This window comes from Bordetella muralis, assembly GCF_054781015.1.
On record NZ_BAAGVF010000002.1, the window covers coordinates 634237 to 657187 of the forward strand.

Sequence of the window (22951 nt, forward strand, 5' to 3'; positions counted from 1 at the left end):
TATGGCGAAACCCACGACTGCTGTTGACCGTGCCGTTCGCATTGAGCTGCTGCGTGCTCGGGCTGCGCTCGAACGAGAATCGCTGGCGCACGATATCGTGTCAACGACCCGCTCGCTCCGGCCTGGTAATCTCGTCAAGCGTTGGCTGCCGAGTTTGACGCAGGGCAATCTATCCAAACTGTTATGGCAGGGCTTTACGCTGGCCCGGCGCTATCCTTTTGTCAGTTCCACACTTTCTGCACTGGTCATGGGGCGTGGCAAGCGCTCGGGTTTGATCAAGCTGGCGGGGGGCGCGTTGTTGGGGTGGCAGGCCTTCAAGGCCTGGCGCGATTCGCGTGGGACGTCATCGTCTGATGTCGAGGATGACGTCAGCCCGTCTCGTGAGCGGGTGAGGCGCGACGATCAGGACTGATTCCCGATACCGGAGTGCTTGCCGCCCGATTATCGGCGGGATGCGGGTTCAGCCAATGCTTTGGAGCACTGGCTCCTGCGATTCCCGGTGCTGTTATAGCCCCAATTCACCCCACATCGCATCCACGCGTTGTTTGACGTCCTGATCCATGGTGATCGGTCGGCCCCATTCACGGTCGGTTTCACCTGGCCATTTGTTGGTGGCGTCCAGCCCCATTTTGCCGCCCAGACCTGATACCGGCGAGGCAAAGTCCAGGTAATCGATCGGTGTGCGCTCGACCATGACGGTATCGCGCACCGGGTCCATGCGCGTTGTGATGGCCCAGATGACCTCTTTCCAGTCACGCACATCAATGTCTTCGTCCACGACGACGATGAATTTCGTGTACATGAATTGGCGCAGCACGCTCCAGATGCCGAACATGATGCGCTTGGCGTGTCCGGCGTATTGCTTGCGCATCGAGACCACGGCCAATCGATAGCTGCAACCCTCTGGCGGCAGGTAAAAATCGACAATTTCCGGGAATTGACGGCGCAATAGCGGCACAAAGACTTCATTCAGCGCCACCCCCAGAACCGCCGGTTCGTCCGGCGGTTTGCCCGTGTAGGTCGAGTGATAGACCGGGTTGCGGCGCATGGTGATGCGGTCCACCGTAAAGACGGGGAACCAGTCCTGCTCGTTGTAGTAGCCGGTGTGGTCGCCATAGGGCCCCTCGAGCGCCATTTCGTAGCCTGTATCTGGTGGCGGCGGGACCCCGTCAGGGACCGTGGGTGCAACGGCGCGCGGATCCGTAGCGGGCAACAAGTGGCCTTCCAGGACGATTTCAGCCCAGGCCGGTACCGAGAGCTCGCTGCCGATGGCCTGGGCAACCTCTGTGCGCGAGCCGCGCAGCAGGCCGGCGAATTGATATTCGGACAGGCTGTCCGGCACCGGTGTGACGGCCCCCAGGATCGTGGCCGGGTCTGCGCCCAAGGCAACCGCGACGGGAAAGGGCGTGCCCGGATAGGCGCGCGCGTGCTCACGAAAATCCAGCGCACCGCCACGATGCGACAGCCAGCGCATGATCAGTTTGTTTGGCGCGATCGGCTGCTGGCGATAGATGCCTAGATTCTGGCGGCGCGCGTTCGGCCCGCGCGTGACGACCAGGCCCCAGGTCAAAAGCGGCGCTACATCGCCGGGCCAGCAGGTTTGCAGCGGCAGCCGGCCAAGATCCACGTCCTGGCCTTCCCAGACGATTTCCTGGCAGGCCGGGCTGCGCACGCGTTTGGGCGCCATGTCCCAGAGCGCGGATTTCAGCATGGCGACTTTGCCGAAGGCATCGCGCAGGCTGCGCGGAGCCTCGGGCTCGCGTAACGAGGCCAGTAATTCTCCTGTTTCGCGCAGGGCGCTGACGTCCTCGGCTCCCATGCCCCAGGCGACGCGCCTGGGCGTGCCAAACAGGTTGGCCAGCACCGGAATCTCGGCCCGCGTGCCGTTGTGGACGGCGTTTTCGAACAGCAAGGCAGGCCCTTCGGCGCGTAAAACGCGATCGGCGATCTCAGTTATTTCAAGATGTGTCGATACTGGCGTGGCAATGCGTTTGAGCTCACCGCGCTGCTCCAGTTGCTGTAAAAAGTCTCTCAGGTCACGGTATTTCACTACAGATCCAGGTCAATTCGTTACATTTTAAAGTCAGAAGAGAGGTTAACATCCAGGCCTCTTCTTTATCACGCAGGAGGTCACCATGCCCGATGCGTCAGTGGCAGGCCTGTTCCGTCAGTCCGCCCAAGGAGTGCACCACCGTCTTGCTGAATGGTTGCGTATCTGCTGTACCTATCTGGGTATTGCCGTCATTGTCACCATAAGTATGAGCCTCGCTTTGCCCGGTTTGCGCGACCAGGCCCTGCAGGTGCACAAAGCCTTGTTGACCGCTTTAGCGCCTACATCCGTACCGTCCAGCTCGCTCGCCGATGCCAACGACGACCCTCTCTATGACACCCCTTCAGTGGTAGCCATGGCGATTCCCGCTGCGCCGCTCAGTAACGCCACCGGCTTTCTGGGTCCACTGCGCAGCGAACTGCCTCCGGCTCCGCCTAAAAAGGTGTTACGTACCGCCGTGTCCGGCCCCCAGGCCGAGGCGCTGCGCAACTATATCTCGCGCAAGTACCGCGTGGCGTATGACGCGACCGGTGTCTTGGTTAACACGACGTATCGTGTCGCGCGCGAAAAAGATCTGGATCCGCTATTGCTGTTGGCGGTCATTGCTATCGAATCCCGTTATAACCCCTTTGCGGAGAGCTCGGTGGGGGCGCAAGGCCTGATGCAGGTCATGACGCGCGTGCACCAGGACAAATTCGACAAATTGGGCGAGGGCGCCAATGCGCTCGATCCGATTTCGAATATCCGCGTCGGCAGCACCATCCTCAAAGACTGCATCACGCGTCGCGGATCGGTGGAAGGCGGTTTGGCTTGCTACGTGGGGGCGACAGGTCCCAGCGATGGCGGCTATGGCGCCAAGGTCCAGGCCGAACGTCGCCGGTTGGCCTTGGCGGCCGGGATCGCGTTGGCACGCGATTGATCGGCGTTCTGCGCTCAGTTCGTGTCCACGCCGCCGATCTGCTGCACCAGGTTCTTCCACTTTTGGGTGTCCTCACGCAGATAGGCGTTGTAGTCCTGTGGCGTGTTCATCACCATGCGTCCGCCCTGTTTGATGATGCTTGCATTAAAAGCAGGGTCGGCGCTGGCCTGTTTCAGGGCTTGATACAGCGTGTCCACGGCGGACGCGGGCGTGCCTGCGGGCGCCAGCAGGCCGAACATGGTTCCTATCTCGATATCCAGCCCTTTTTCGGCAAAGGTAGGCACGTCGGGCTGCACCGGCAATCGCTGGTCGCTGGCTACGGCCAATGCCTTGAGCGCACCAGCGGCGAGCTGACCCTGGGCCGAGATATAGGTGGTGAACGTCATTTGCACCTGGCCGGCTAATACGTCGGCCAGCGCTGGCGCCGCGCCGGAGTAGGGGATGTGCACCATGTCCAGCTTCGCCGCGCGCTTGAACATCTCGCCTGCCAGATGTGGCGCGCCGCCTGCCCCGCTGCTCGAAAAATTGAGCTTGCCCGGGTGGGCTTTGCCATAGTCCATCAGACCTTGCAGCGTATCGCCGGCAAAGCCTGATTTGGTCACCAGCATCATGGGCGCGAATGCCACCATCGTGATGCCGGTGAAGTCCTTTACCGGGTCGTAGGGGGTATGTGCAATGACGGCAGGGTTGAGGGTGAGGTTCGTGCTGGTAAAGAGCAGCGTGTAGCCGTCGGCCGCTGCACGCGCTGCCGCCTCGGCGCCGATATTGCCGCTGGCGCCAGCGCGGTTCTCCACGATGACCGGCTGCTTGAGCGCCTGGCTCAAGCGCTCCGCGGTGCTGCGGGCCAGGATGTCGGTGCTGCCGCCGGGCGCCCAGGGGACAATGATTTTGATGGGCTTGTCGGGATAGGCAGCGTGCGCCGATGTGCCGGCGATCGTCACGCCCAGGATGGCCGCGCACAAGTAGGCCAGAGAGTGGCGCCGGGTAGTTCTCATGTCGATCTCCTCCAGGGCATGGATGCCCTTGTTTATGGATGGCACTCATTGTGCGCGGGAGGGTGTGCCATAAAGAAGGGCGCATGTTCGAATGCCGATTTCGAGAATCTCGAAAACTCCGCAGCGCCGGCACTTTCAAGATTAGTGAATCCTGTCTTCATGTTCTTGCCATGTTTGACCTGCGTTGTTATGGGCAAAATGGCGAAAAATGAGGAAGGAGACCTTTGCTATGTGTCGTATCGGTTGCGCTGTTGCGCGAGTCCTGTTGGCTGGCAGCCTGTTGGCGCTGGCGGCTACGAGTCCCAGCCTGGCCAGCTATCCTGAAAAGCCGCTCAGGCTGATGGTGGGGTTCCCTGCCGGGGGCGCATCCGATGTGGCGGCGCGTGCGGTGGCCGAGAAGATGAGCCGCTTGCTGGGCCAACCTATCGTGGTCGAGAACAAAGCTGGCGCGGCCAGCAATATTGCGTCGGACGCCGTCGCGAAAGCGGCGCCGGACGGCTACACCGTGTTGTTCGGGACGATTTCGCTCGCGGTGAATCCGAGTTTGTACCGCAGCCTCAGCTACGACCCGCTCAAGGATCTCGAGGCGGTATCGCAGGTGGCTTCTACGCCTTTCATGCTGGTGACCAATACCAGCACGCCTTATCGCTCTGTCGCCGATCTGGTTGCCGCCGCCAAGGCCGCGGGCGATAAGCCGCTGCATTTTGCCAGCGCGGGCAACGGGTCGGGCGCGCATCTGTTTACCGAATTATTTGCCGAGCAGGCCGGCATCAAGCTGCAGCACGTGCCGTACCGTGGTGCGGCGCCGGCCATGGCTGATGTGTTGGGCGGCCGCGTGCCGATCACGTTCGACAACATGGTTACGACCTTGCCCCTGATCCAGAGCGGGCAATTGCGCGCGCTTGCCATCAGTACCAAAACGCGCTCGCCAGCCTTGCCCCAGGTGCCGACGCTGGCTGAGTCCGGTCTGCCGGATTATGACGCCACGGCATGGTTTGGTTTGTTTGTGCCGGCGGGCACGCCCACCGACGTGGTGGAAAAACTCAGCGATGCCGCTCGCCAGGCTGCGCAGGATCCCGACGTGAAAGCCAAGCTCGACAGCTTGGGCTGCGTGGCAATAGGTTCGACACCGGGCGAGTTCGACGCGTTCTTCAAGTCCGAAGTCGACAAATGGGCACAAGTGGTCAAACGGGCCAATGTGCAACTCGATTAGCTACTCTCCGACATAGGACATCATGAAAATCTGGCATCAAAGCTTTACGGTTCTGAGTGATCTGGGCGCATACAACGACGCCCTCAAGCAGCATTTCGCCCGCGTGGCGCGCCCAGATACCGAGATTGTGATGCATGGCATGCAGCCGGGCACATACCGCAGCAACTATCCGGGCTCGGATATTCGACACGCGGCCTTTCAGTACGTGCATGGTCTGCAATTCATGGCTGCGGCGGTCAAAGCTCAGCAAGAGGGCTACGATGTGTACGCCCTGAGTACCTTGCCTGAGCCGGCGCTGCGCGAGATTCGCGCGCTGGTGGATATCCCCGTGGTGGGTTATGGCGAATCCGCCATGCTGACGGCCTGCATGCTGGGACGGAAGTTCGGCGTGTTGTTGTTCATCGACGATATGGACGAGCTCATTACGGAGAACGCGCTGCGGCATGGGCTGGAGTCGCGCTTCGCGGGCGCGCAGCCGGTGGGGTTCACGTTCAACGATGTGCTGGCGGCCTTCGAGGATCCTTCAGAGTTGATCGAGGCCTTTCGTGACTCCGCGCGAAAACTGATTGCGCGTGGCGCCGATGTGATCATTCCCGGCGAGGCGCCCATGAATGTCTTGTTGGCTCGTAATGGGGTGTCCGAGGTCGATGGCGTGCCCGTGCTGGATTCGCTGGCGACATGGGTCAAGCAGGCGGAGACTTTAGGAGACCTGCATCGCCTGTGCGGCATCAAGGCCTGCCGCAAGGGCTATTACCATCGCCTGCCCGATCCAGACAGGGTCAACGAGATTTTTTCTTTTTACGGTCTGAACCGATTGGAACAATCGTCTTGATATCAGGACGGCGGCGCGAGTCGAAGACTTCGAGCAGAAAATCGACAAACGTCCGCACTTTAGGCGCCGCGAAGCGTGATTTCACCGTGACGGGGTGAAAGGTGCGTTTGGCGGTGTCCCATTCCGAAAATATGGGCGTGAGCTTGCCTTCGTCGATCAGTTGGGCAACAAAAATGTCCAGCACACATATCAATCCACGGCCTTGCAGCGCACAGTGGATCAACGACTCTGTGTTGTTAAAGCTCAATGGCCCCCGCGGGCGCACTACGACTTCTTCGTCACCTCGCGTAAAGACCCAGGGGTTGGGAGTATGGCCGCCTTCCGGAAACAAGCCCAGGCATAGAGTAGGGTCCAGATCGTTTGGCGAGACGGCTTGCAGTGAGCTCACCAGTGCGGGCGTGCCGCACACGAGATACTTGGCTTCGTAAATAGGGCGGCCAACCAGATCGGCGTCTTCCACCTTGTCCATGCGTATGGCCACGTCGGTGGCGTGTTCGATCAGATTGTGTGGCGAGTTGGTGAGTGTCAGTGCCACCGACAATCCTGGATAACGATGCGAGAACTCGACCAATGCAGGGCAGAGCAGATTCTGACCGATGGCGAAAGGGGCCTCCACGCGCAGGTGGCCGCTGATGTCGGCCGTACGCGTCGTGATCTCGGATTCGGCACGCGCCACGTTGCGCAGGATTTCCTGGCAACGCGGTAGGAATAGTTGACCTTCTTCGGTGAGGCGCAGGTGGCGCGAGTTGCGCTGTATCAGCGTGGTGCCCAGGTGCTTTTCCAGATTGCGCAGGCTCGACGTGACAGTGGCATTGGCCAAGTCGAGAGACTCGGCGGCTCGAGATAGGCTGCCGCATTCCATCACTCGCACAAACACCTCCATGGCCCAGAGCTTGTCCATACGTCTCCTTTCGATTTTTTTAAATAGCGCATTAGGCGCCGATGTCTAACGCAAGCGCCGCCATAAGCCTAACCTAGCCGCTGCATTTAACGACGATGATACGGCGAAGCATCGGTATACGACAAAGGTGGAGAGCATGGAAGAACGTTTTGATGTAGTCGTGGCGGGGTGTGGCGTGGCTGGCCTGTCGGCCGCGGTGACCGCGGCGGAACTGGGGCTGAAGGTGGCCGTGCTGGAGCGGGCCAGTCGCGAGGAGCGCGGCGGGCAAAGCCGCTATACCGAGGCCTATCTGCGGATGAAGGCGATCGATCAGGTGTCGGACGATTTCGAGACGCACCTGGCCGAGCACGCCGGCGTGTATATGGACCCGGATTTTGCGGCCGAGATGGGCGGTGATCGTGCAGGGTGGTCGCATGCGGCGCGTGCGCTGGCTTCGCCCGATCCCGAGCTCATCATGAGTTTCGCGGATCAGGTGCCGGGCACTATCGGCTGGTTGCAGGAGTTGGGCGTGAAGTTCGATTTTCTGCCCACCCAGTTTCTGACCAAGACGCAACCGCGTCTGTTGCCGGTCGGAGGCGGCGAGGCGCTGGTAGAGGCATTGGCGGCTCGCGCCGAGAGTTTGGGGGCGGTGTTTTTCTATCACACTACCGCACGGCATTTGCTGCTGGACGAACGCGGCGAGGTGCAGGGACTGCAAGCGTATCGCGCCAACGAAGGCGGTGTGCGTTTCCTGGGCAAGGTGGTGTTGGCCTGCGGTGGTTTTGAAGGCAACCCGGCCATGATGGCTCGCTATGTGGGTCCGCGTTCGGTGTATCTGCGTCCGGTGTGCAAGGGGGCATATTTCAATCGCGGCGAAGGAATCGAGATGGCGTTGGACGCAGGCGCGGCGCCTTGCGGCGAGTTCGGGAGCTATCATGCCGAGCCTGTGGATCCGCGTTCGGGCGTGTCCGAACCCTCGATATTTATCTTCCCGTATGGGGTGTTGGTGAACAAGGGTGGCCAGCGTTTTACCGACGAGGCGCCGGGCACGGTGGATGCTTATTACGAGCGCGTGACGCGGCGAATTTACGAGCAGGAAGAAGGCATTGCCTATGTGATCCTCGATCAGCGCGTAAAGGATGTGCCGAACTATCGCTTGGCCATCCGCACGGATCAACCCGCCATCGAGGCCGATAGCCTGGCAGCGTTGGGGACGAAACTGGGTATGCCGGCAGGCGAACTCGAAGCGACGGTGGCGCGTTACAACGAGGCCTGCCCGGGTGATGAAGGTTTCAAGCCATTGGAACTCGATGGCCTGGCGACCCGGGACTTGTCGCCGGTCAAATCGAACTGGTCGCGCCGCATTGACCAGGGGCCGTTCATGGCCTATCCCATCATCTCGGCCAATGTCTTTACCTTTGGCGGCCTGAAGATCGATGCGTCGGGCCAGGTGCTGGACACTGATGGCAATCCGATGAAGAACCTCTACGCGGCAGGGGAAACGGTCGGTATGTACTACACCAACTATACCGGTGCTACATCTGTCCTCAAGGGATTGGTGTTCGGCCGTTTGGCGGCGCAGCATATCGCGAATGCGCAATAGGGGCAGCCATGGTCGATGAGCCTATCTCGCTCAGTGCAGAACTGACCCATGCGCTGCTGCAAACGTATCGGGCCGGCGTACCGGAGTCGATGCGGACCAAGACCCGTTTGCATATCGCCGACGCGATGGGAATTGGGTTGGCGGCGCACGATACGGAGCTGGCGCGGCAAGTGCTTGCCGCGCAGCGCCTGGGTGCCGGAGACGGACGTCATGGCTTGATCGGTGGCGGCCAGGCTTCGGCGCTGGCTGCCACGTTCGTCAACGCCGCGCTGATTCATATCCAGGATTACGACGACATTCATGACGCCGGCCGTTTGCATCCGTCCGCCTGCGTGATTCCGGCTGTGTTGGCCGCCGCCGCGTTGCGCGATGTGGATGACGAGGCAGTCGTTGACGCTGTAGCGATCGGCAACGAGCTGATGTGCCGTCTCGGTATGGCCTGCGCACCGCAGGGCGAGGGGCCGGGCTCGGAATGGTTCCTCACGCAGCTATTTGGTTATTTGGGCGCGGCCATGGGCGCTGGGCTGGTACTGGGGTTGGACACGCCAGCGCTGGTGTCGTGTTTCGGATTGGCCTATATGCAGCTTGCTGGCGGCAAGGAGGCGGGGTTCAGCACGGGCGCTACGGCGCGGGGCATCTATCCCGCCTTTGCGGCACAAGGCGGCCTGCAGGCCGCGCTGCTCGCCGAGGCTGGCGTGGCGGGGCCGGCCGGGGCGCTCGATGGCGAGGCGAGTATGTTCCGTCTTTACCTGGCGGGTGCGCTGTCCAGCCGGCAACGCCGCACGCTGTTGGATTTTTCGGTGTGGCATGCGGCGCAGGTCGATATCAAACCCTGGCCCTGTTGCCGCCTGTCGCATCCCTATGTGGCCGTGGCGCTGGCTGCGCGCGACAGTTACGCACGTCATCCTGCTGCGAATGTTCGCGTCGCGGTAAACGCATCGGCTGGGCGCTTGTGCCGCCCGCTGGCCCAACGCCGGCGTCCACGCACGTTGCAGGATGCCAAGTACAGTATCCCGTTCATGACGGCCTACGCGCTCGTGCATGGTGAGCCGACACTCAGTGGCTTTGCGCACGACGTGTTGCGCGATGACAAAGTACTGGATGTGGCGGATCGCATCGAACTGGAAGACGGCCTGCCTGACAACCCCGGTCATCCGCAGGCTGTGCTCACGTTGATATCGGGTTCCCGGGCTTTGCATCGAACCGTATTCGATCCGCTGGACCTGCAACTCGACGAGCGGCGCGTGCAAGCGAAGTTCATCGATTGCCTGCGCCATGCAGGACGCGAGAGGGACACGCAAGCGCTGTGGCAAGCGTTGATGCAGGGCAAGGTCCAATCCGCGTTTTCATCCATTTGTGCATCATGAGAGGACTCCATGTTTACGGCTGATTTATACGCTGGCAAGGTGGCGCTGGTAACGGGTGGCGCGGGTGGCATAGGCCGGGCGGTGGCCGCTGCGCTGGCCGCGCATGGCGCACGCGTAGTGGCTGCCGACCTCGATGGCGCCGACCGGATTGACCCTGCATGTACCGACGTGCAGACGCTGCGTTTGAACGTGACCCGGCGTGATGATGTGGCGCGCGTGATGGCGGACATTACCGCCACGCTGGGCCGTTTTGATATTCTTGTGAACGTGGCTGGTGTGGTGTCGATGGGCAGCGCCGAGCATTTGCAGGAGGCCGAGTGGGACCGCGTCATTGACATCAATCTCAAAGGCACCTTTCTATGCTGCCAGGCTGCCATCGAGCCGATGCGGCGCCAGGGCGGTGGACGCATCATCAATCTGGGTTCGGTCATCGGCAAAAATGGCGGCAACCCGCGTCCGTGGATCGATCCCGCCGAACAGGAGCGTGCCAGCAACGTGGCCTACGGTGTATCCAAGGCGGGTGTGCACATCATGACTTCATTTCTGGCCAAGGAACTGGCCGCGTCGGGCATTACGGTAAACGCCGTGGCGCCTGGCCCGGTAGCCTCGGCCATGACCACTAATTTTCCGCCATCGCTAAAGAATCTGATTCCCGTGGGCCGCATGGGAGCCGCAGATGAGGTCGCCGCGGCGGTGCTGTTCCTGGCATCGCCGCAGGCGGGTTTCATCACCGGTGAGGTGCTGGACGTCAATGGCGGCATCTGGTGCGACTGATTTTTTCCTTTTCAACTGACATAGGTATTCGATATGAAAGCTCCCCGTTCCATCTATCTCGTGCTCGATATGCAGAATGATCTCGTTCACGCCGAAGGCCCCAACGGCAAGAGCCCATTGGGCGAACAGGTACAAAGCCGCCAGATTCTGGCCAAGACGGCCAAGGCCATCGCCAAGGCGCGTGCGGCCGATGTCCTGGTGGGGTTTGTGCGCGTGGGCTTCTCAGAAGGCTACCCCGAGTGCCCCGAGGGGTCTCAGGTGTTCTCGGGCGCACCCAAGGCCGGCATATTCAAGTTAGGCGCATGGGGGACGGAAATCCATCCCGATCTCGAACAGCGAGTCGGCGACATTCAGGTGACCAAGCACCGCGTCAGCCCGTTCTATGCCACTACGCTCGAAGCGCAATTGCGTGCCAACAACGTGCAGCGTATTTATTGCTCTGGGGTGTCTACGCAGGCTGTGGTGCAGGCTACGGTACGCGACGCTCATGACCGGGACTATGAAGTGATCGTCCTGGAGGACGCATGCGCTGCGCACAGCGAACAGGAACATGCTAATTCTATGGGCAGCCTTGCGAGATTTTGCAAGGCTGAGACCACGGACGCCGTGATGTTCTCCAATCCTACTCAGCTTTGATATTGGCTGCGTGAACGGTATCGCCCCAGGCCTTGTAGTCTTCGACGAGGTAGGCGCCAAAATCTTTGGCGTTTTGTGGGGCGATTTCCAGCCCGCCTTTGGTCAGGGCTGCGGCGACCTCGGGGATGGCAGTGGCTTTGACGATCGCGTCGGACAGCACGTTGATGTTGTCAGCCGGTGTCCCGGTGGGCGCCAGGATGCCTATCCATGGCGACGCAATGACCTGGATGCCTTGTTCGACCATGGTGGGCACCTCGGGCGCGTCCACAAAACGTTTGGGCGCGGCCAGACCCATGATCATGACCTTGCCCGCGTCGGCGTTCGGCTTGGCCAGACTCAAAGGCACGAACAAGGCATCGACTTGCCCGCCGATGAGTGCGGTCATGGCGGGCGCTGCACCGGTATAGGGTACGTGCAGCACGTCTAGCTGTTGGTTGACGTTCAGCATTTCCATGGCCACATGGCTGGAGCTGCCTACGCCCCATGAGGCATAGGTGAGTTTGCCCGGGTTCTTTTTGGCCAGGTCGATATAGCCTTGGATATCTTTGATGCCCAGGCGTGTGTTGACCACCATGGCATAAGGCAGGTAACCCACACGCGCCACGGGGACGAAGTCCTTCGGTGCGTTGTAGGGAATCTTGGGGTAGACGTGGGGATTGATGGTGTGCGTGTCCGACGCCGTGGCCACCAGCGTGTAGCCGTCTGGCGCAGCCTTTGCGACCATGTCCGCGCCTATCATGCCGCTGGCGCCGGGGCGATTGTCGACCACGATGGACTGGTTCAGTACTTTGGATGTGCCCTGGGCTACGGCACGGGCCAGCACGTCGGTGCCACCGCCCGCGTTATAGGGCACGACGAACTTGAGGGCGTGCGTGGGATATGTCGCTGCCACTGCGCCCAGGCTGGCCGAGGTCAGGCACGCGGCCAGCAGCGTGCGCAAGGTGTATTTACCGTATTTGCTATGCATGATCTTGTGCTCCGCTTCAGTTCATTTCCACGCCCGCGTCGCGCAGGATCTTGCCCCAGCGGACATAGTCGTCAGCGACCTGCTTCTGGAAGGCGGCCGGCGAGTCCTGTGTGACGGGCGATAGCGCGACGGCCTCCAATGCGGCCTTCACCTTGGGTTGAGTGACGGCTTTGCGCACGGCTTGATCGAGCGTGGTCAATACGTTGGCAGGTGTCTTGGCCGGGGCGAAAATACCCACCCAGTTCTCTACGTTGAAACCGGGCAGGGACTCTTGTGCGGTGGGCACTTGCGAGAGGAAACTCACGCGTTGCTCGCTGGTGACTGCCAGAGCCTTGAGCTTGCCTTCCTTGATTTGGCTGTAAAGCGGCGGCAGATCCATGACGATGCCGTCAACGTGACCCGCGAGCGTGTCGGTCAGCGCGGGACCTGCTCCCTTGTAGGGGACGTGTTCGATATTGGGCCGTACTTTCTTGAGCAACTCGATGGTCAGGTGGGGCAGCCCGCCCGAGCCTGATGATGACAACGTGATGCGCTCTTTCTGGGCCAGATCGAGCAGTTCGGGCAGTGTGTTGATGCCTTGGCGTTTTGGCCCCAAGGCGATGGCTTCAGGCGTGAGCGCCATCATGTTGACAGCCGCGAGGTCCTTGAGGGTATTGAAGGGCGGCTGCTTCATGGTCTGCGGCGCCAGGATCACGGGACTCATGCTTGATAGCAGCAGGGTGTAGCCATCGGGTTCCGCTTTGGCGACGTGGTCGGCCCCGATCACGCCGTTGGCGCCGGCTTTGTTCTCAACGACTACCGATACGCCCAGCAATTGGCTGAGTTCGGGGGCGATGATGCGCGCGGCAATATCGTTCGAGCCGCCGGGTGGGTAGCCGACGATCAGCCGGATCGGCTTGGTAGGGTAGGTTTCGCTGGCCAGGACGGGACCGGCGTTCAGCAGTGGTGTGACGATGATGACGCCGGCTAGGGCACGTAGCGTGCGGCGGCGGATGGCGCGGTTGGGCTGCATGGAAGTCTCCTGTGTTGTTATTAATGACGAGGGGGATGCGCTAGCGCGCGGGGGAAATCTCCAGTGCCTGAATCAGCGCGGGGATGAGACTCTGCCACTCAGCCACGACGCCGATCTGCGCCACGTTGAAGATGTTCGCGTCCGCGTCTTTATTGATGGCCACGATACGGGTATGTGGATCGATGCCGGCCAAATGCTGGGGCGTGCCGGAAATGCCGACGGCCACGTAAATGTGCGGGCTGACGTATTTGCCGGAGATGCCTATCTGGCGGGTGACTGGCGCCCAGCCCGCATCCACCGCAGGCAGACTGGCGCCCACGGCTCCGCCTACCTTGGCGGCCAGTTCGTACAGCGCGGGAAAGGCCGCCTCGCCACTGCCGCGTCCGCCCGAGACGACGATGCTCGCGCCTTCCAGAGCTGCATGCGGTTCGGTGCGTGGTACGGTGTTCACTGGATAGGCGGCGCGCGCGTCGCAGGCCTCGAGTGAATGGATCTCCGTCGGTCTGTCTTGATTCGAGGGCTGCGCTTGGGGACGCACCGCGGCAATGGCTGGCCCGGCGTTGGCCGACAGTGTGATGTCCAAGCGATTGCCGTAGGCGCTGCGCTGCGCGGCTATGCCGCCTGGCTCGTCAAAGACAAAGCCCGTACAGCGGCCTAACGGCGCACCGCCGAGCCGTGCGGCCAGCGCGCCAGCGAGAGCCTCGTTGTCCGGATTGGCGATTACCAGCACCAGCGCTTCGCGCAGGCCATCGGCCAGGCCCGGCGTCTGCAGCGCCGTGGCAAACACATCGACGTATTGGTGGACTTGCAGGTCAATGGGTGTGGCCATGTGCCACGCATGATCCAGACCTGCAGCGCGCGCTTGAGCCACGGCGTGTTCCGTGTCTGATCCTGCCATCAGGACATGAGCATGACCGCCGCGCCGATCTGCCAGCTTGCGAGCCTCGGCCATGAGCGCGAGTTCGGCGTGAGTGTCGGTGCCGCACGCGGGAATAAGCGCGTAGATCGGACGATTGTCAGGCATGGTCGTTTCCCTGTGCGAGGGGCGCGCGCAGATAGGCGGCCAGTGCGGCGGCTTGTTCTTCCACGGATCCGGACAGCATGCGGCAGGCGTTCTCCCCACGCGCGACGGCCTGTGGGAGTGCCGCGTCGGCCAGGGCGACGGCTGGCTCGGGCGAGGCGCCATCAGGCGCCGTTTGTGAGAACGTCATCTGTTTGGCCAGTGCCACGTTCTTCATCAATGGATGACGCAGTCGGTTGCTCTTGTCGTTGCTGATGCTGGCCAATGCGGGAGCGGGCAAGTGCAGCGATTCGTCGTTCAGCGCTCCGCTGCGCAACAGGGTCCAGCCGCCATCGGGCGAGGGCCGTACTTGCAGGGCTTGGCCTGCATACGGCAGTTGCCAGGCATCGGCCAGATAGGCGGCTGTCATGCCATCGTCCAGGTCGCCATGTTCGCGGCCGATGAGCACCAGGTCGGGCCAGGTGTCGTCTTTACGCAGCAGGCTGGCGGCGTGCGTCGCCAACCACGCCGGGTTGCCGCGTTGGCGCTGCGGGGGATTGAGACCACGAACCGTGTCGAGCTTGAGTGCCGCCACGGCGCGAAGCAGCGTCGCATCGTGGGCGCCGTCGGTGACGATGGCGGTGACTCGTGTCGCGACGCCTTGGTCGCGCAGCTTGAGCGCGATTTCCAATGCGGCTTCGTCAAAGGGACTCAGCTTGTACGAGACCGCCGTGTCGGCAGGGAGGTCGCGCCAGTGGCTTGAAGCAGGCTTGGGCAGCAGTTTCTTTGGATCCGCGACGCCAGCCAGTAATACGGCGATATGCATGGCGATCAGATCCGAGTGGCGCTGCGAGCAGCGATTCGACCGAAAATCGCGGCCTTGCCCAGTGCAGAGCCGGTCATATATGCGGCACCGTGCAGCCCCCCCACCATTTCGCCAGCGGCATACAGGCCGGGAATCGCGTCGCCATATACATCCAGGACATGCATGGCGGCATCCACACACAAGCCGCAGTAGGTGCCATACACGGCCGCGGTGGATGGATAAGCATAGAACGGGCCGGTCTCGATGCGCACGAGTTCGCCGTGCTGGTGAACCAGGTGCGCTCGGCCAAAGTCGGGGTCATGTCTCGCATCCACGTAGCCGTTATAGGTGTTCACGGTATCTATCAGCACATGTGCTGGCACCTCAATCTGCTCGGCCAGTGCTTCAAGCGTATCGGCTTGGATCACCAGGCCTTCTTCCAGGCGCCGTTCGATGTCGAGGATGCGCACGGCGTTGTCGCCGCTTTGCATGATGGGATGATCGAAAATCTGGAACGTAGCGCCGTAGGGCTGGGCGATACACGCGTCCCCCAGGAGCTTGTACGAGATGGACTCATCCACGTAGCGTTTACCGTCTTGGTTGACGGCGATCGCGCCTTTGTAGACGGCCAGCAGACTGTGATGGTTGGTCTCGTCGGTGGGATGTTTGCCGTAGGTGCCCTTGATGTAGATCATGTCGCGGCAATCGGCGCCGATGAGCAACGCCATCTTCAGTCCGTCACCGACATTGCCTTCGCCGCCGATGAACACGGCGTCGTCATACTGTGGCGCGTAGCGGTGTACCAGCTCAGGGTTTTTGCAGAAGCCCCCGCTGGCTAGCACTACACCATGCTTTCCCGATGCCACGAACGCCTTGCCTTCTCGCTCGGCGCTCACGCCGACGACTTTGCCGTGCGCATCTCGAATCAGGCGCTGCGCGCTGGTGTTCAGCAGCAACCGCACCTTGCCCGTGTCCTTGGCCCGGCCCGCCAGGGCGCGCACGGTATCGGCCGGGTCTACGGTATGAACGCGCGGCACGGATTGACCCGAGGAGGTTTCCATGACGGGGCTGAACTCGACGCCCGCCTGTTTGAGCCAGCCGTAGGTGTCGAGCTGGTGGTCCACGTAGGCGCGCACCAGGGCGGGATCGTTCTCGTGCTTACCCACCTCGATCAGGTCGGCATAGAGCAGCTCGCTGGAGTCTGCAATACCGCTGGCTTTTTGCAGATCGGTGCCGGCAAACGCCAGGCAGCCGCCGCTCATGGCGGAGGATCCCCCGATCTCTCCGAGCTTTTCCAGCAGGACCACGTCGGCGCCGTCTTGCGCGGCTTGCAGCGCGCAAGCAAAGCCCGCCATGCCGCCGCCGACCACGACCAAGTCGGTCTGGATATCGTTGTTGCTCATAGTGTTTGCGATTGATTGAACATAGGGATTTCAGGCTTGGCGAGCGCGGGCGGCAGCGTGAGCACCCGCCTTGCGGCCCAGCACCGAGCCGGCGGTCAATCCAATGCCACCCGCGTATTTCACGTAATACAGGCCGCCTACCATTTCGCCAGCCGCGTACAGGTTTGGAATAGGCAGATCGGTGTCGTCCAGCACTTGGGCATGCGTGTTCACCTTGACGCCGGCGTAGGCGAATGTGATGCCGCAGGTGACGGCATAAGCCACGTAGGGGCCAGTGTCGAGGGGAGACGCCCAGTTTGATTTGGGAATAGCCAGCCCACGCGTGCAGCGTCCATCCTTGATGGCAGGGTTGTACGGCACGCTTTGATCTACGGCGGCGTTGAATTCGGACACCGTTTGCAAAAAGGCCTGCTTGTTGATGCCGTCCATCTGATCGGCCAGGCCGTCCAACGTGTCAGACACCAGCCGTGTGGCATGCCGCACCCGGTATTCGTCGGGCAGCAGGTTCGACGTCTTTGCATCAAACACTTGCCAAGCCACCGCGCCGGGTTGTGACAGTACGCGCGCGCCCATGCCAGAGTAGGTGTAGTTACGGAAATCCGTGCCTTCGTCGACGAAACGTTGGCCGTCCGCATTGACGACAATGCCCAGTGTGTAATAGTTTTTTTGCTGGTTGAGCAGGTTGATATCGCCATAGGCCGGGGCATTGAGGTCGTAGAACACGGCATGGCAGCCGGTCCAGTTGCCGTGTGCCACGGCGCCCACGCTCAGCGCCATGTCGATGCCATCGCCGGTGTTGTAGCGCGAGCCGCGCACCTTGGCGAGATCCCAGTTGGGGCCCAGGTATTCTGCGCGGCGCTTCAGATTGGCATGGAAACTGCCACTGGCCAGCACCACAGCGTGAGCGCGCAACGAGTTGTCCTGGCCATCTTGTTGCAGGGTCACGTTCCAGGTTTCGCCATCGCGGGCCAGTCCATGGGCGCGGGCGCCGTAGCGGATGTCAATGCCTAGCTTTTCGGCGCGGGCAAAGAGCGCATCGATCAAGCCCAGGCCGCCACCCGATACCTCTACGGTGAGGCCGCCCCAGTACTTGTTTTTGCCATCTACTTTGAACGACTGACGGCCGTAGATCGGAATGAAGCGCACGCCGTGGCCGCGCATCCAATGCATCGTTGGCATGCTTTCCTTGACCACGACATCGAGCACGTCGGCATCGGCGCGGTAGCCGCTCATGGTCAGGCTTTCTTCGAAAAACTGCGTTTCGGTATAGGAGCCGAAATCGTTGTCGCGCAGTTCCTCTGGTGACAGATCGGGGATCAGGGTCCTGAGGTCCTCATTCCCTTCGTAGGCGATGCGGAATGCACCGCCAGTAAACGCAGAGTTGCCTCCGCGGTTTTCCCTGGGAGCGCGTTCGATCAGCACGACGCGGGCACCGGATTCGTGGGCTGAAATGGCCGCACACAAGGCCGCATTGCCACCGCCGATGACGGCTACATCAAAAGTTTCCACGCTTCGTCTCCTGATAGCTGGCGTCGCGTGCGCCGGCTTGTCGGTATGAATGCCAGTTCACACTGGACAACAGATCAGGGACGATTGTGCGGGGTGGTGTTTCTGTGAGGAATCCCGACTAGTCGAAAGCTTTTTTCGATTTAATTGAACTTAGTCGGCCAAGATGACGCCGATGGCCCGAACCCGGGTGTGTCGGCGCAAGGGGATGCGCATTTGAATCAGCAACCCCTGCACCTTGATGCCTACAGCACTGTGCCGATGCGTCGCACGGCTTCTTGCAGGCGGTCCAATCCCGTCGCATACGAAAATCGCATCGTGTGGTGCCCATGCGCCGGACCGAAATCCAGCCCGGGCACTGCGGCGACGCCGCCCTCATGCAGCAATCGTTTGGCGAAGACCGAACTGTCTACGCCCATGGCAGCAATATCCGCATAAATGTAAAACGCGCCGTCGGGTTTGACCGGCACAGGTAAACCCAGCCGTTCGAATTCGGGCAGCAGATAGTCGCGGCGTTGTTTAAAGGCCTCGCGGCGGTGCTCATAAATCTTGAGCGTGTCGGGCGCGAAGCAGGCCAGGGCGGCATGCTGCGCCAAGGTGGGCGCGCAGATCGCCAGGCTGGCGGCCATTTTTTCGATAGGGCCGGCCAGGCGCTCGGGCACGATCATCCAGCCGAGCCGCCATCCTGTCATGTGGAAGTATTTGGAGAAACTGTTGATAACGATGATGTCATCGTCCAGCGTCAACGCCGAGCGCGCCTCGTTTTCGTAACTGAGTCCCAGATAAATCTCGTCGACAATGGCAAAGCCCTGGCGCTCGCGCACGGCATGCAGCAGGGCAGCCAACTCATCGCGCGCGATGCTGGTGCCGGTCGGATTGCTGGGGGAGGCGACCAGCACCCCGCGTGTGGCGGGCGTCCAGTGGTCCCGCACGTCCTGCGCCGATAGCTGGAACCGCTTTTGTGCTGTACTGGGGATCAGGCGGGGACGGCCGCCGGCGGCCAGAATGAAATTGCTGTTGGCCGGGTACGAGGGATCGGGCATCAGGACTTCCGCGCCGGTGTCCACCATGGCAGCGCATGCCAGCGACAGGGCGCCGGAAGCGCCTGCGGTGACGATGACGCGCGCGGGGTCGATCTTGGCGCCGAACTGAGTTGCGTAGAATTGGGCAATGGCCTCGCGCAATCCGGCCAGGCCGGCGGGGGCGCTGTATCCGCTCAGGCCGGCTCGCGCGGCGCGGTCCAGGGCTTCCACGACCTGCGCGGGCGCGGTAAAGTCCGGCTCGCCTATTCCGAGGCTGACGATGTCACGGCCGGCGGCTTGCAGTGCCTGAGCCTCTTTAAAGACTTCGACAGCGTGAAAGGTCAGGAATTCTTGGGCGCGTGAGGCAAGGCGCGACATGGCAGTTCTCGTAACGAAAAAGGAATTGTAGATGCAGCCATCGCGGCGCGCATTTCTGTTTGGCCGGCAAACGCCACGCACGCCCTGGGACGCCTTTTTGCAGCGTCTGGGGCGGCTCGTACAGGGGCGGGTGAGCAACCTCGGGGCAGAGAGGGCCGGTCAACCGCTGGGGCACAACCCCGGAACCGAGGTGCCGAATCGCGCCCGCCTGACCGCCGTGCATCGCGAGGACGTGCGGCAAGCGCGGGCGTTGTGCGCGGAATACGGCGTGGTGCTGCAACTCGCTGGCTTGGCCGATGACACGCGATCCGCGGTGCCTCAGGCGGGTGCGCGAGACCCGTGGGATGCTGCTGCCGTTGACGGACCTGGTCAGAAATATACAAATGCCCTGGCTCAGGGCGATGTGCTGGAGGTCGATCCGTCCAGCCTGGACATGGTCACCCATGACCCCGAGAGCGGGCAATGGGTGGCTCAGCCCGGATGCCGCGTCGGCGAGCTGGCGGCATCCGGGCTGCTGCAATTCCGCGGCGCGCCGCCTGAATGGACCTTGGCTGCCTGGTTGGCGAGATCTCGCGGCTGGATGCCCGGCGCCACTGCGATGAGCGGCGTGGTACAGGCCGAGCTGCTGTTCTCCGACGGCACGGTCGAGTCGCTGGGGGCATTTGGCGCATCCGATGTGAGGCCCCTGCGGTCAGCGATGGTGCAGCGCCTGGTGCCTGCGCTCTTTCAATTGTCGTCGTCCCCGGACGCCGTGATATGCCGCGAGGCTCCTCAGTGGCCATGTCGTTATCGATTGGATGCACTGCAGCCCACTGCGCCGGCACAGGTCAATCTCGCCCAATTGTTACTGGGACACGGTGGTACGCTGGCATGGGTGGAATCTGTCACACTGATTCCGAGTCATCCTGGCGGCGCCTGGCCAGTGGAGCCGGCGATGGCTGATCCGGGGGCGTTGCCCGTTGCCTCGCCGTGTCCTGCCGGCACGCCGTCCGGTGTCGGCGCCATGCAGGGCCAGGCATTGTCAGACGAGAAAGTGGCCAATGCCGCCCGACGGCTGCAGATCCGTATGAAAAACGCATTTGATCCGTTGGATCTGTACGGGGACTGAGCCGGAGCGCCGTGCCCATCCTGCGTCCGGTGTGCCGTGCTTGCGCTGCCGTTTTTTACCGGAGGCCCGTGTCATCTGGCAGTAAGATAATCGCCTCTCTAAGCTAGAATTCCCCACTTTCGTCGATCAACCGAGTAAGCCCGCAATATGGATGCCAATTTTCGCAAAGCCGCACTTGATTATCATGAGTCCGGCCGCCCCGGCAAAATCGCTGTCACGCCGACCAAACAGTTGTCGAACCAGCGTGATTTGGCGCTGGCTTACTCCCCCGGCGTGGCGGCAGCCTGTGAAGAAATCGTCAGCGACCCCGTCAATGCGGTGCGCTATACGGCGCGCGGCAATCTGGTCGGCGTGATCACCAACGGGACCGCTGTGCTGGGCCTGGGCAACATCGGTGCGCTGGCGTCCAAGCCCGTCATGGAAGGCAAGGCCGTCCTGTTCAAAAAGTTTGCCGGCCTGGACGTGTTCGATATCGAAATCAACGAAACCGATCCCGACAAGCTGGTCGAAATCATTGCGGGGCTGGAGCCGACGTTTGGCGGCATCAACCTCGAAGACATCAAGGCCCCCGAGTGCTTCACGGTCGAGCGCAAGCTGCGCGAGCGCATGAAAATCCCGGTGTTTCACGACGATCAGCACGGCACGGCCATCTGCGTGTCGGCAGCCTTTATCAACGGCCTGAAAGTGGTGGGTAAAGCGATCGATCAGGTCAAGGTTGTGACCTCGGGCGCTGGCGCGGCCGCGCTGGCTTGCCTGGACCTGATGGTGGATCTCGGCGTGCCCATTGAAAACATCTGGGTGACCGACCTCGAGGGCGTAGTCTACGAAGGGCGCGTCGCGCTGATGGACCCCGACAAAGCCCGCTTTGCTCAAAAAACCGAACAGCGCAAGCTGGCCGAGGTCATCCAGGGCGCAGACGTGTTCCTGGGCCTGTCGGCGGGCGGGGTGCTCAAGCCCGAGATGGTCGCCTCGATGGCGGCTCGCCCAGTGATCCTGGCCTTGGCCAACCCCAATCCCGAGATCCTGCCCGAAGACGCCCATGCCGTGCGCGACGACGTCGTGATGGCGACCGGCCGGTCCGACTATCCGAACCAGGTCAACAACGTTCTGTGTTTCCCCTATATTTTCCGCGGCGCGCTGGACGTGGGCGCCACTACGATTACGCGTGAAATGGAAATGGCGGCCGTGCACGCCATCGCCAAACTCGCCCAGGAAGAGCAAAACGAGGTCGTGGCCGCTGCCTATGGCACGTACGACATCAGCTTTGGCCGTGAATACCTGATTCCCAAGCCGTTCGACCCGCGTTTGATCACCCGCATCGCGCCGGCCGTGGCCAAGGCCGCCATGGAAGGCGGCGTCGCGACGCGTCCGTTGGCCGACCTGGAGGCTTACGTCGAGCAACTGCAGCAGTTCGTGTACCACTCGGGCGCCTTCATGAAACCCCTGTACTCGGCGGCCAAGGTCCTGGTGCGCGAGGGCGGCAAGGCGCGAGTCGTCTTTACCGAAGGCGAGGACGAACGTGTGTTGCGCGCGGTGCAGGTCGTGGTCGACGAGGGGCTGGCCAAACCGATCCTGGTGGGACGCCCGGCAGTGCTGGCTGCCCGCATCGAAAAGTATGGCCTGCGCCTGCGCCTGGGCGAGGACGTCGAGGTCACCAACCCCGAATACGACGAGCGATTCCACCAGTACTGGACCACGTACTGGGAAATGATGTGCCGCCGCGGCATCACCAAGGAAATGGCGCGTGTCGAAATGCGCCGCCGCCTGACGCTGATCGGCGCCATGATGCTGCATCGTGGCGAGGCGGACGGCATGATCTGCGGTGTGGTCAGTTCCTACGCCGAGCATCTGCGTTTCATCGACGAAGTGATCGGCAAGCGCCCCGGCGCCAACGTTTACGCCGCCATGAACGTCCTGTTGCTCGACGAGCGCGTGGTGGCGTTGGTGGACACCCACGTCAATGACAATCCCACGGCCGAACAGATCGCCGAGATCACCATTGCCGCAGCCGAGCAAATGAAGCGCCTGAATCTGGCGCCCAAGATCGCGCTGCTGTCGCGTTCGAATTTCGGCACGGGCAGTTCGTCCTCGGGCGCGAAAATGCGCGAAGCGCTTGCCCTGGTGCGCGAGGCCGCCCCGGACCTGGAAATCGACGGCGAGATGCATGGCGATTGCGCATTGGACGAGGCGCTGCGTACCCGCATCCTGCCCTCGTCGACCCTCAAAGGCGCCGCCAACCTGTTGGTTTGCCCCAACGTGGATTCTGGCAATATCGCCTACAACCTGCTCAAGACAGCGGCGGGCGGCAACGTCGCCGTGGGACCGTTCTTGCTGGGGGCCGATGCGCCCGTGCATATTTTGACGTCCAGTTCCACGGTGCGCCGTATCGTCAACATGACCGCCCTGGTCGTCGTTGATGCCAACATCCCCAAATAGCATCGCCCAGGCCGTCGGCCAGCCTCGTTCTCCGACGGGGCTGGT

General features: G+C 62.0%; 20 protein-coding genes. 10 read left to right on the forward strand and 10 right to left on the reverse strand.

Annotated features, from left to right (window positions below):
* Nucleotide 1 precedes the first annotated feature (1 nt).
* Nucleotides 2-412: a hypothetical protein gene (locus tag ACYVIT_RS05025; RefSeq protein ID WP_415808685.1), complete on the forward strand. Its 411-nt coding sequence runs from the start codon at nt 2-4 to the stop codon at nt 410-412.
* Nucleotides 413-505: 93 nt separating this feature from the next.
* Here ACYVIT_RS05025 and ACYVIT_RS05030 read toward each other — a convergent pair whose 3' ends face one another.
* Complete coding sequence (locus ACYVIT_RS05030; protein WP_415808686.1) at nt 506-2050, reverse strand: UbiD family decarboxylase; 1545 nt, start codon at nt 2048-2050, stop codon at nt 506-508.
* Between the two features lie 85 nt (nt 2051-2135).
* Here ACYVIT_RS05030 and ACYVIT_RS05035 point away from each other — a divergent pair, with 85 nt between their 5' ends.
* Complete coding sequence (locus tag ACYVIT_RS05035) at nt 2136-2969, forward strand: lytic transglycosylase domain-containing protein (protein ID WP_415808687.1); 834 nt, start codon at nt 2136-2138, stop codon at nt 2967-2969.
* A 14-nt stretch (nt 2970-2983) separates the two neighbouring features.
* Here ACYVIT_RS05035 and ACYVIT_RS05040 read toward each other — a convergent pair whose 3' ends face one another.
* Nucleotides 2984-3964, reverse strand: a complete 981-nt coding sequence (locus tag ACYVIT_RS05040; protein WP_415808688.1) for a Bug family tripartite tricarboxylate transporter substrate binding protein — start codon at nt 3962-3964, stop codon at nt 2984-2986.
* 229 nt (nt 3965-4193) lie between these two features.
* Here ACYVIT_RS05040 and ACYVIT_RS05045 point away from each other — a divergent pair, with 229 nt between their 5' ends.
* Together ACYVIT_RS05045 and ACYVIT_RS05050 are read left to right on the forward strand one after the other, a co-directional pair.
* Entirely contained in the window at nt 4194-5177 is a 984-nt protein-coding gene (locus ACYVIT_RS05045; RefSeq protein ID WP_415808689.1) for a tripartite tricarboxylate transporter substrate binding protein, read from the forward strand.
* Nucleotides 5178-5199: 22 nt separating this feature from the next.
* The gene (locus ACYVIT_RS05050; RefSeq protein ID WP_415808690.1) at nt 5200-6009 is read left to right on the forward strand and encodes an aspartate/glutamate racemase family protein; all 810 of its coding nucleotides are present in this window, start codon (nt 5200-5202) and stop codon (nt 6007-6009) included.
* On the opposite strand, the gene ACYVIT_RS05055 is transcribed toward ACYVIT_RS05050, so the two are convergent.
* Complete coding sequence (locus ACYVIT_RS05055; protein ID WP_415808691.1) at nt 5957-6910, reverse strand: LysR family transcriptional regulator; 954 nt, start codon at nt 6908-6910, stop codon at nt 5957-5959. The genes ACYVIT_RS05050 and ACYVIT_RS05055 overlap by 53 nt on opposite strands.
* Nucleotides 6911-7046: 136 nt before the next feature.
* On the opposite strand from ACYVIT_RS05055, the gene ACYVIT_RS05060 reads away from it, so the two are divergent.
* Genes ACYVIT_RS05060 through ACYVIT_RS05075 form a run of 4 tightly spaced genes read left to right on the forward strand, consistent with a single transcriptional unit; the run spans nt 7047 to nt 11269 of the window.
* Nucleotides 7047-8492, forward strand: a complete 1446-nt coding sequence (locus ACYVIT_RS05060) for an FAD-dependent oxidoreductase (RefSeq protein WP_415808692.1) — start codon at nt 7047-7049, stop codon at nt 8490-8492.
* Nucleotides 8493-8500: 8 nt separating this feature from the next.
* Nucleotides 8501-9859, forward strand: coding sequence for an MmgE/PrpD family protein (locus ACYVIT_RS05065; RefSeq protein WP_415808694.1), 1359 nt, complete (start codon nt 8501-8503; stop codon nt 9857-9859).
* 9 nt (nt 9860-9868) lie between these two features.
* Nucleotides 9869-10633, forward strand: a complete 765-nt coding sequence (locus ACYVIT_RS05070; RefSeq protein WP_415808695.1) for an SDR family oxidoreductase — start codon at nt 9869-9871, stop codon at nt 10631-10633.
* 33 nt (nt 10634-10666) lie between these two features.
* Entirely contained in the window at nt 10667-11269 is a 603-nt protein-coding gene (locus tag ACYVIT_RS05075; protein WP_415808696.1) for a cysteine hydrolase family protein, read from the forward strand.
* Here ACYVIT_RS05075 and ACYVIT_RS05080 read toward each other — a convergent pair.
* From ACYVIT_RS05080 to ACYVIT_RS05110, 7 genes are all read right to left on the reverse strand, one after another.
* Nucleotides 11256-12236, reverse strand: a complete 981-nt coding sequence (locus tag ACYVIT_RS05080; RefSeq protein ID WP_415808697.1) for a Bug family tripartite tricarboxylate transporter substrate binding protein — start codon at nt 12234-12236, stop codon at nt 11256-11258. The two genes, ACYVIT_RS05075 and ACYVIT_RS05080, sit on opposite strands and share 14 nt — an antisense overlap.
* Before the next feature lie 16 nt (nt 12237-12252).
* On the reverse strand, nt 12253-13248 hold the full coding sequence (locus tag ACYVIT_RS05085) for a Bug family tripartite tricarboxylate transporter substrate binding protein (protein ID WP_415808698.1): 996 nt from the start codon (nt 13246-13248) through the stop codon (nt 12253-12255).
* A 40-nt stretch (nt 13249-13288) separates the two neighbouring features.
* On the reverse strand, nt 13289-14272 hold the full coding sequence (locus ACYVIT_RS05090; RefSeq protein WP_415808699.1) for an electron transfer flavoprotein subunit alpha/FixB family protein: 984 nt from the start codon (nt 14270-14272) through the stop codon (nt 13289-13291).
* Nucleotides 14265-15074 (reverse strand): hypothetical protein, encoded by an 810-nt coding sequence (locus ACYVIT_RS05095; RefSeq protein ID WP_415808700.1) that lies wholly within the window; start codon nt 15072-15074, stop codon nt 14265-14267. Before ACYVIT_RS05095 ends, ACYVIT_RS05090 begins: the two co-directional genes overlap by 8 nt.
* A gap of 5 nt (nt 15075-15079) precedes the next feature.
* Nucleotides 15080-16456 (reverse strand): FAD-dependent oxidoreductase, encoded by a 1377-nt coding sequence (locus ACYVIT_RS05100; RefSeq protein WP_415808701.1) that lies wholly within the window; start codon nt 16454-16456, stop codon nt 15080-15082.
* A gap of 30 nt (nt 16457-16486) precedes the next feature.
* On the reverse strand, nt 16487-17965 hold the full coding sequence (gene tcuA, locus ACYVIT_RS05105) for an FAD-dependent tricarballylate dehydrogenase TcuA (protein ID WP_415808702.1): 1479 nt from the start codon (nt 17963-17965) through the stop codon (nt 16487-16489).
* A 242-nt stretch (nt 17966-18207) separates the two neighbouring features.
* Complete coding sequence (locus ACYVIT_RS05110; protein WP_415808703.1) at nt 18208-19362, reverse strand: pyridoxal phosphate-dependent aminotransferase; 1155 nt, start codon at nt 19360-19362, stop codon at nt 18208-18210.
* Between the two features lie 31 nt (nt 19363-19393).
* On the opposite strand from ACYVIT_RS05110, the gene ACYVIT_RS05115 reads away from it, so the two are divergent.
* Both ACYVIT_RS05115 and ACYVIT_RS05120 read left to right on the forward strand, forming a co-directional pair.
* A complete protein-coding gene (locus ACYVIT_RS05115; RefSeq protein WP_415808704.1) occupies nt 19394-20470 on the forward strand; it encodes a hypothetical protein in 1077 nt (358 codons plus the stop codon).
* Between the two features lie 147 nt (nt 20471-20617).
* Entirely contained in the window at nt 20618-22906 is a 2289-nt protein-coding gene (locus ACYVIT_RS05120; protein WP_415808705.1) for an NADP-dependent malic enzyme, read from the forward strand.
* Nucleotides 22907-22951: the final 45 nt, after the last annotated feature.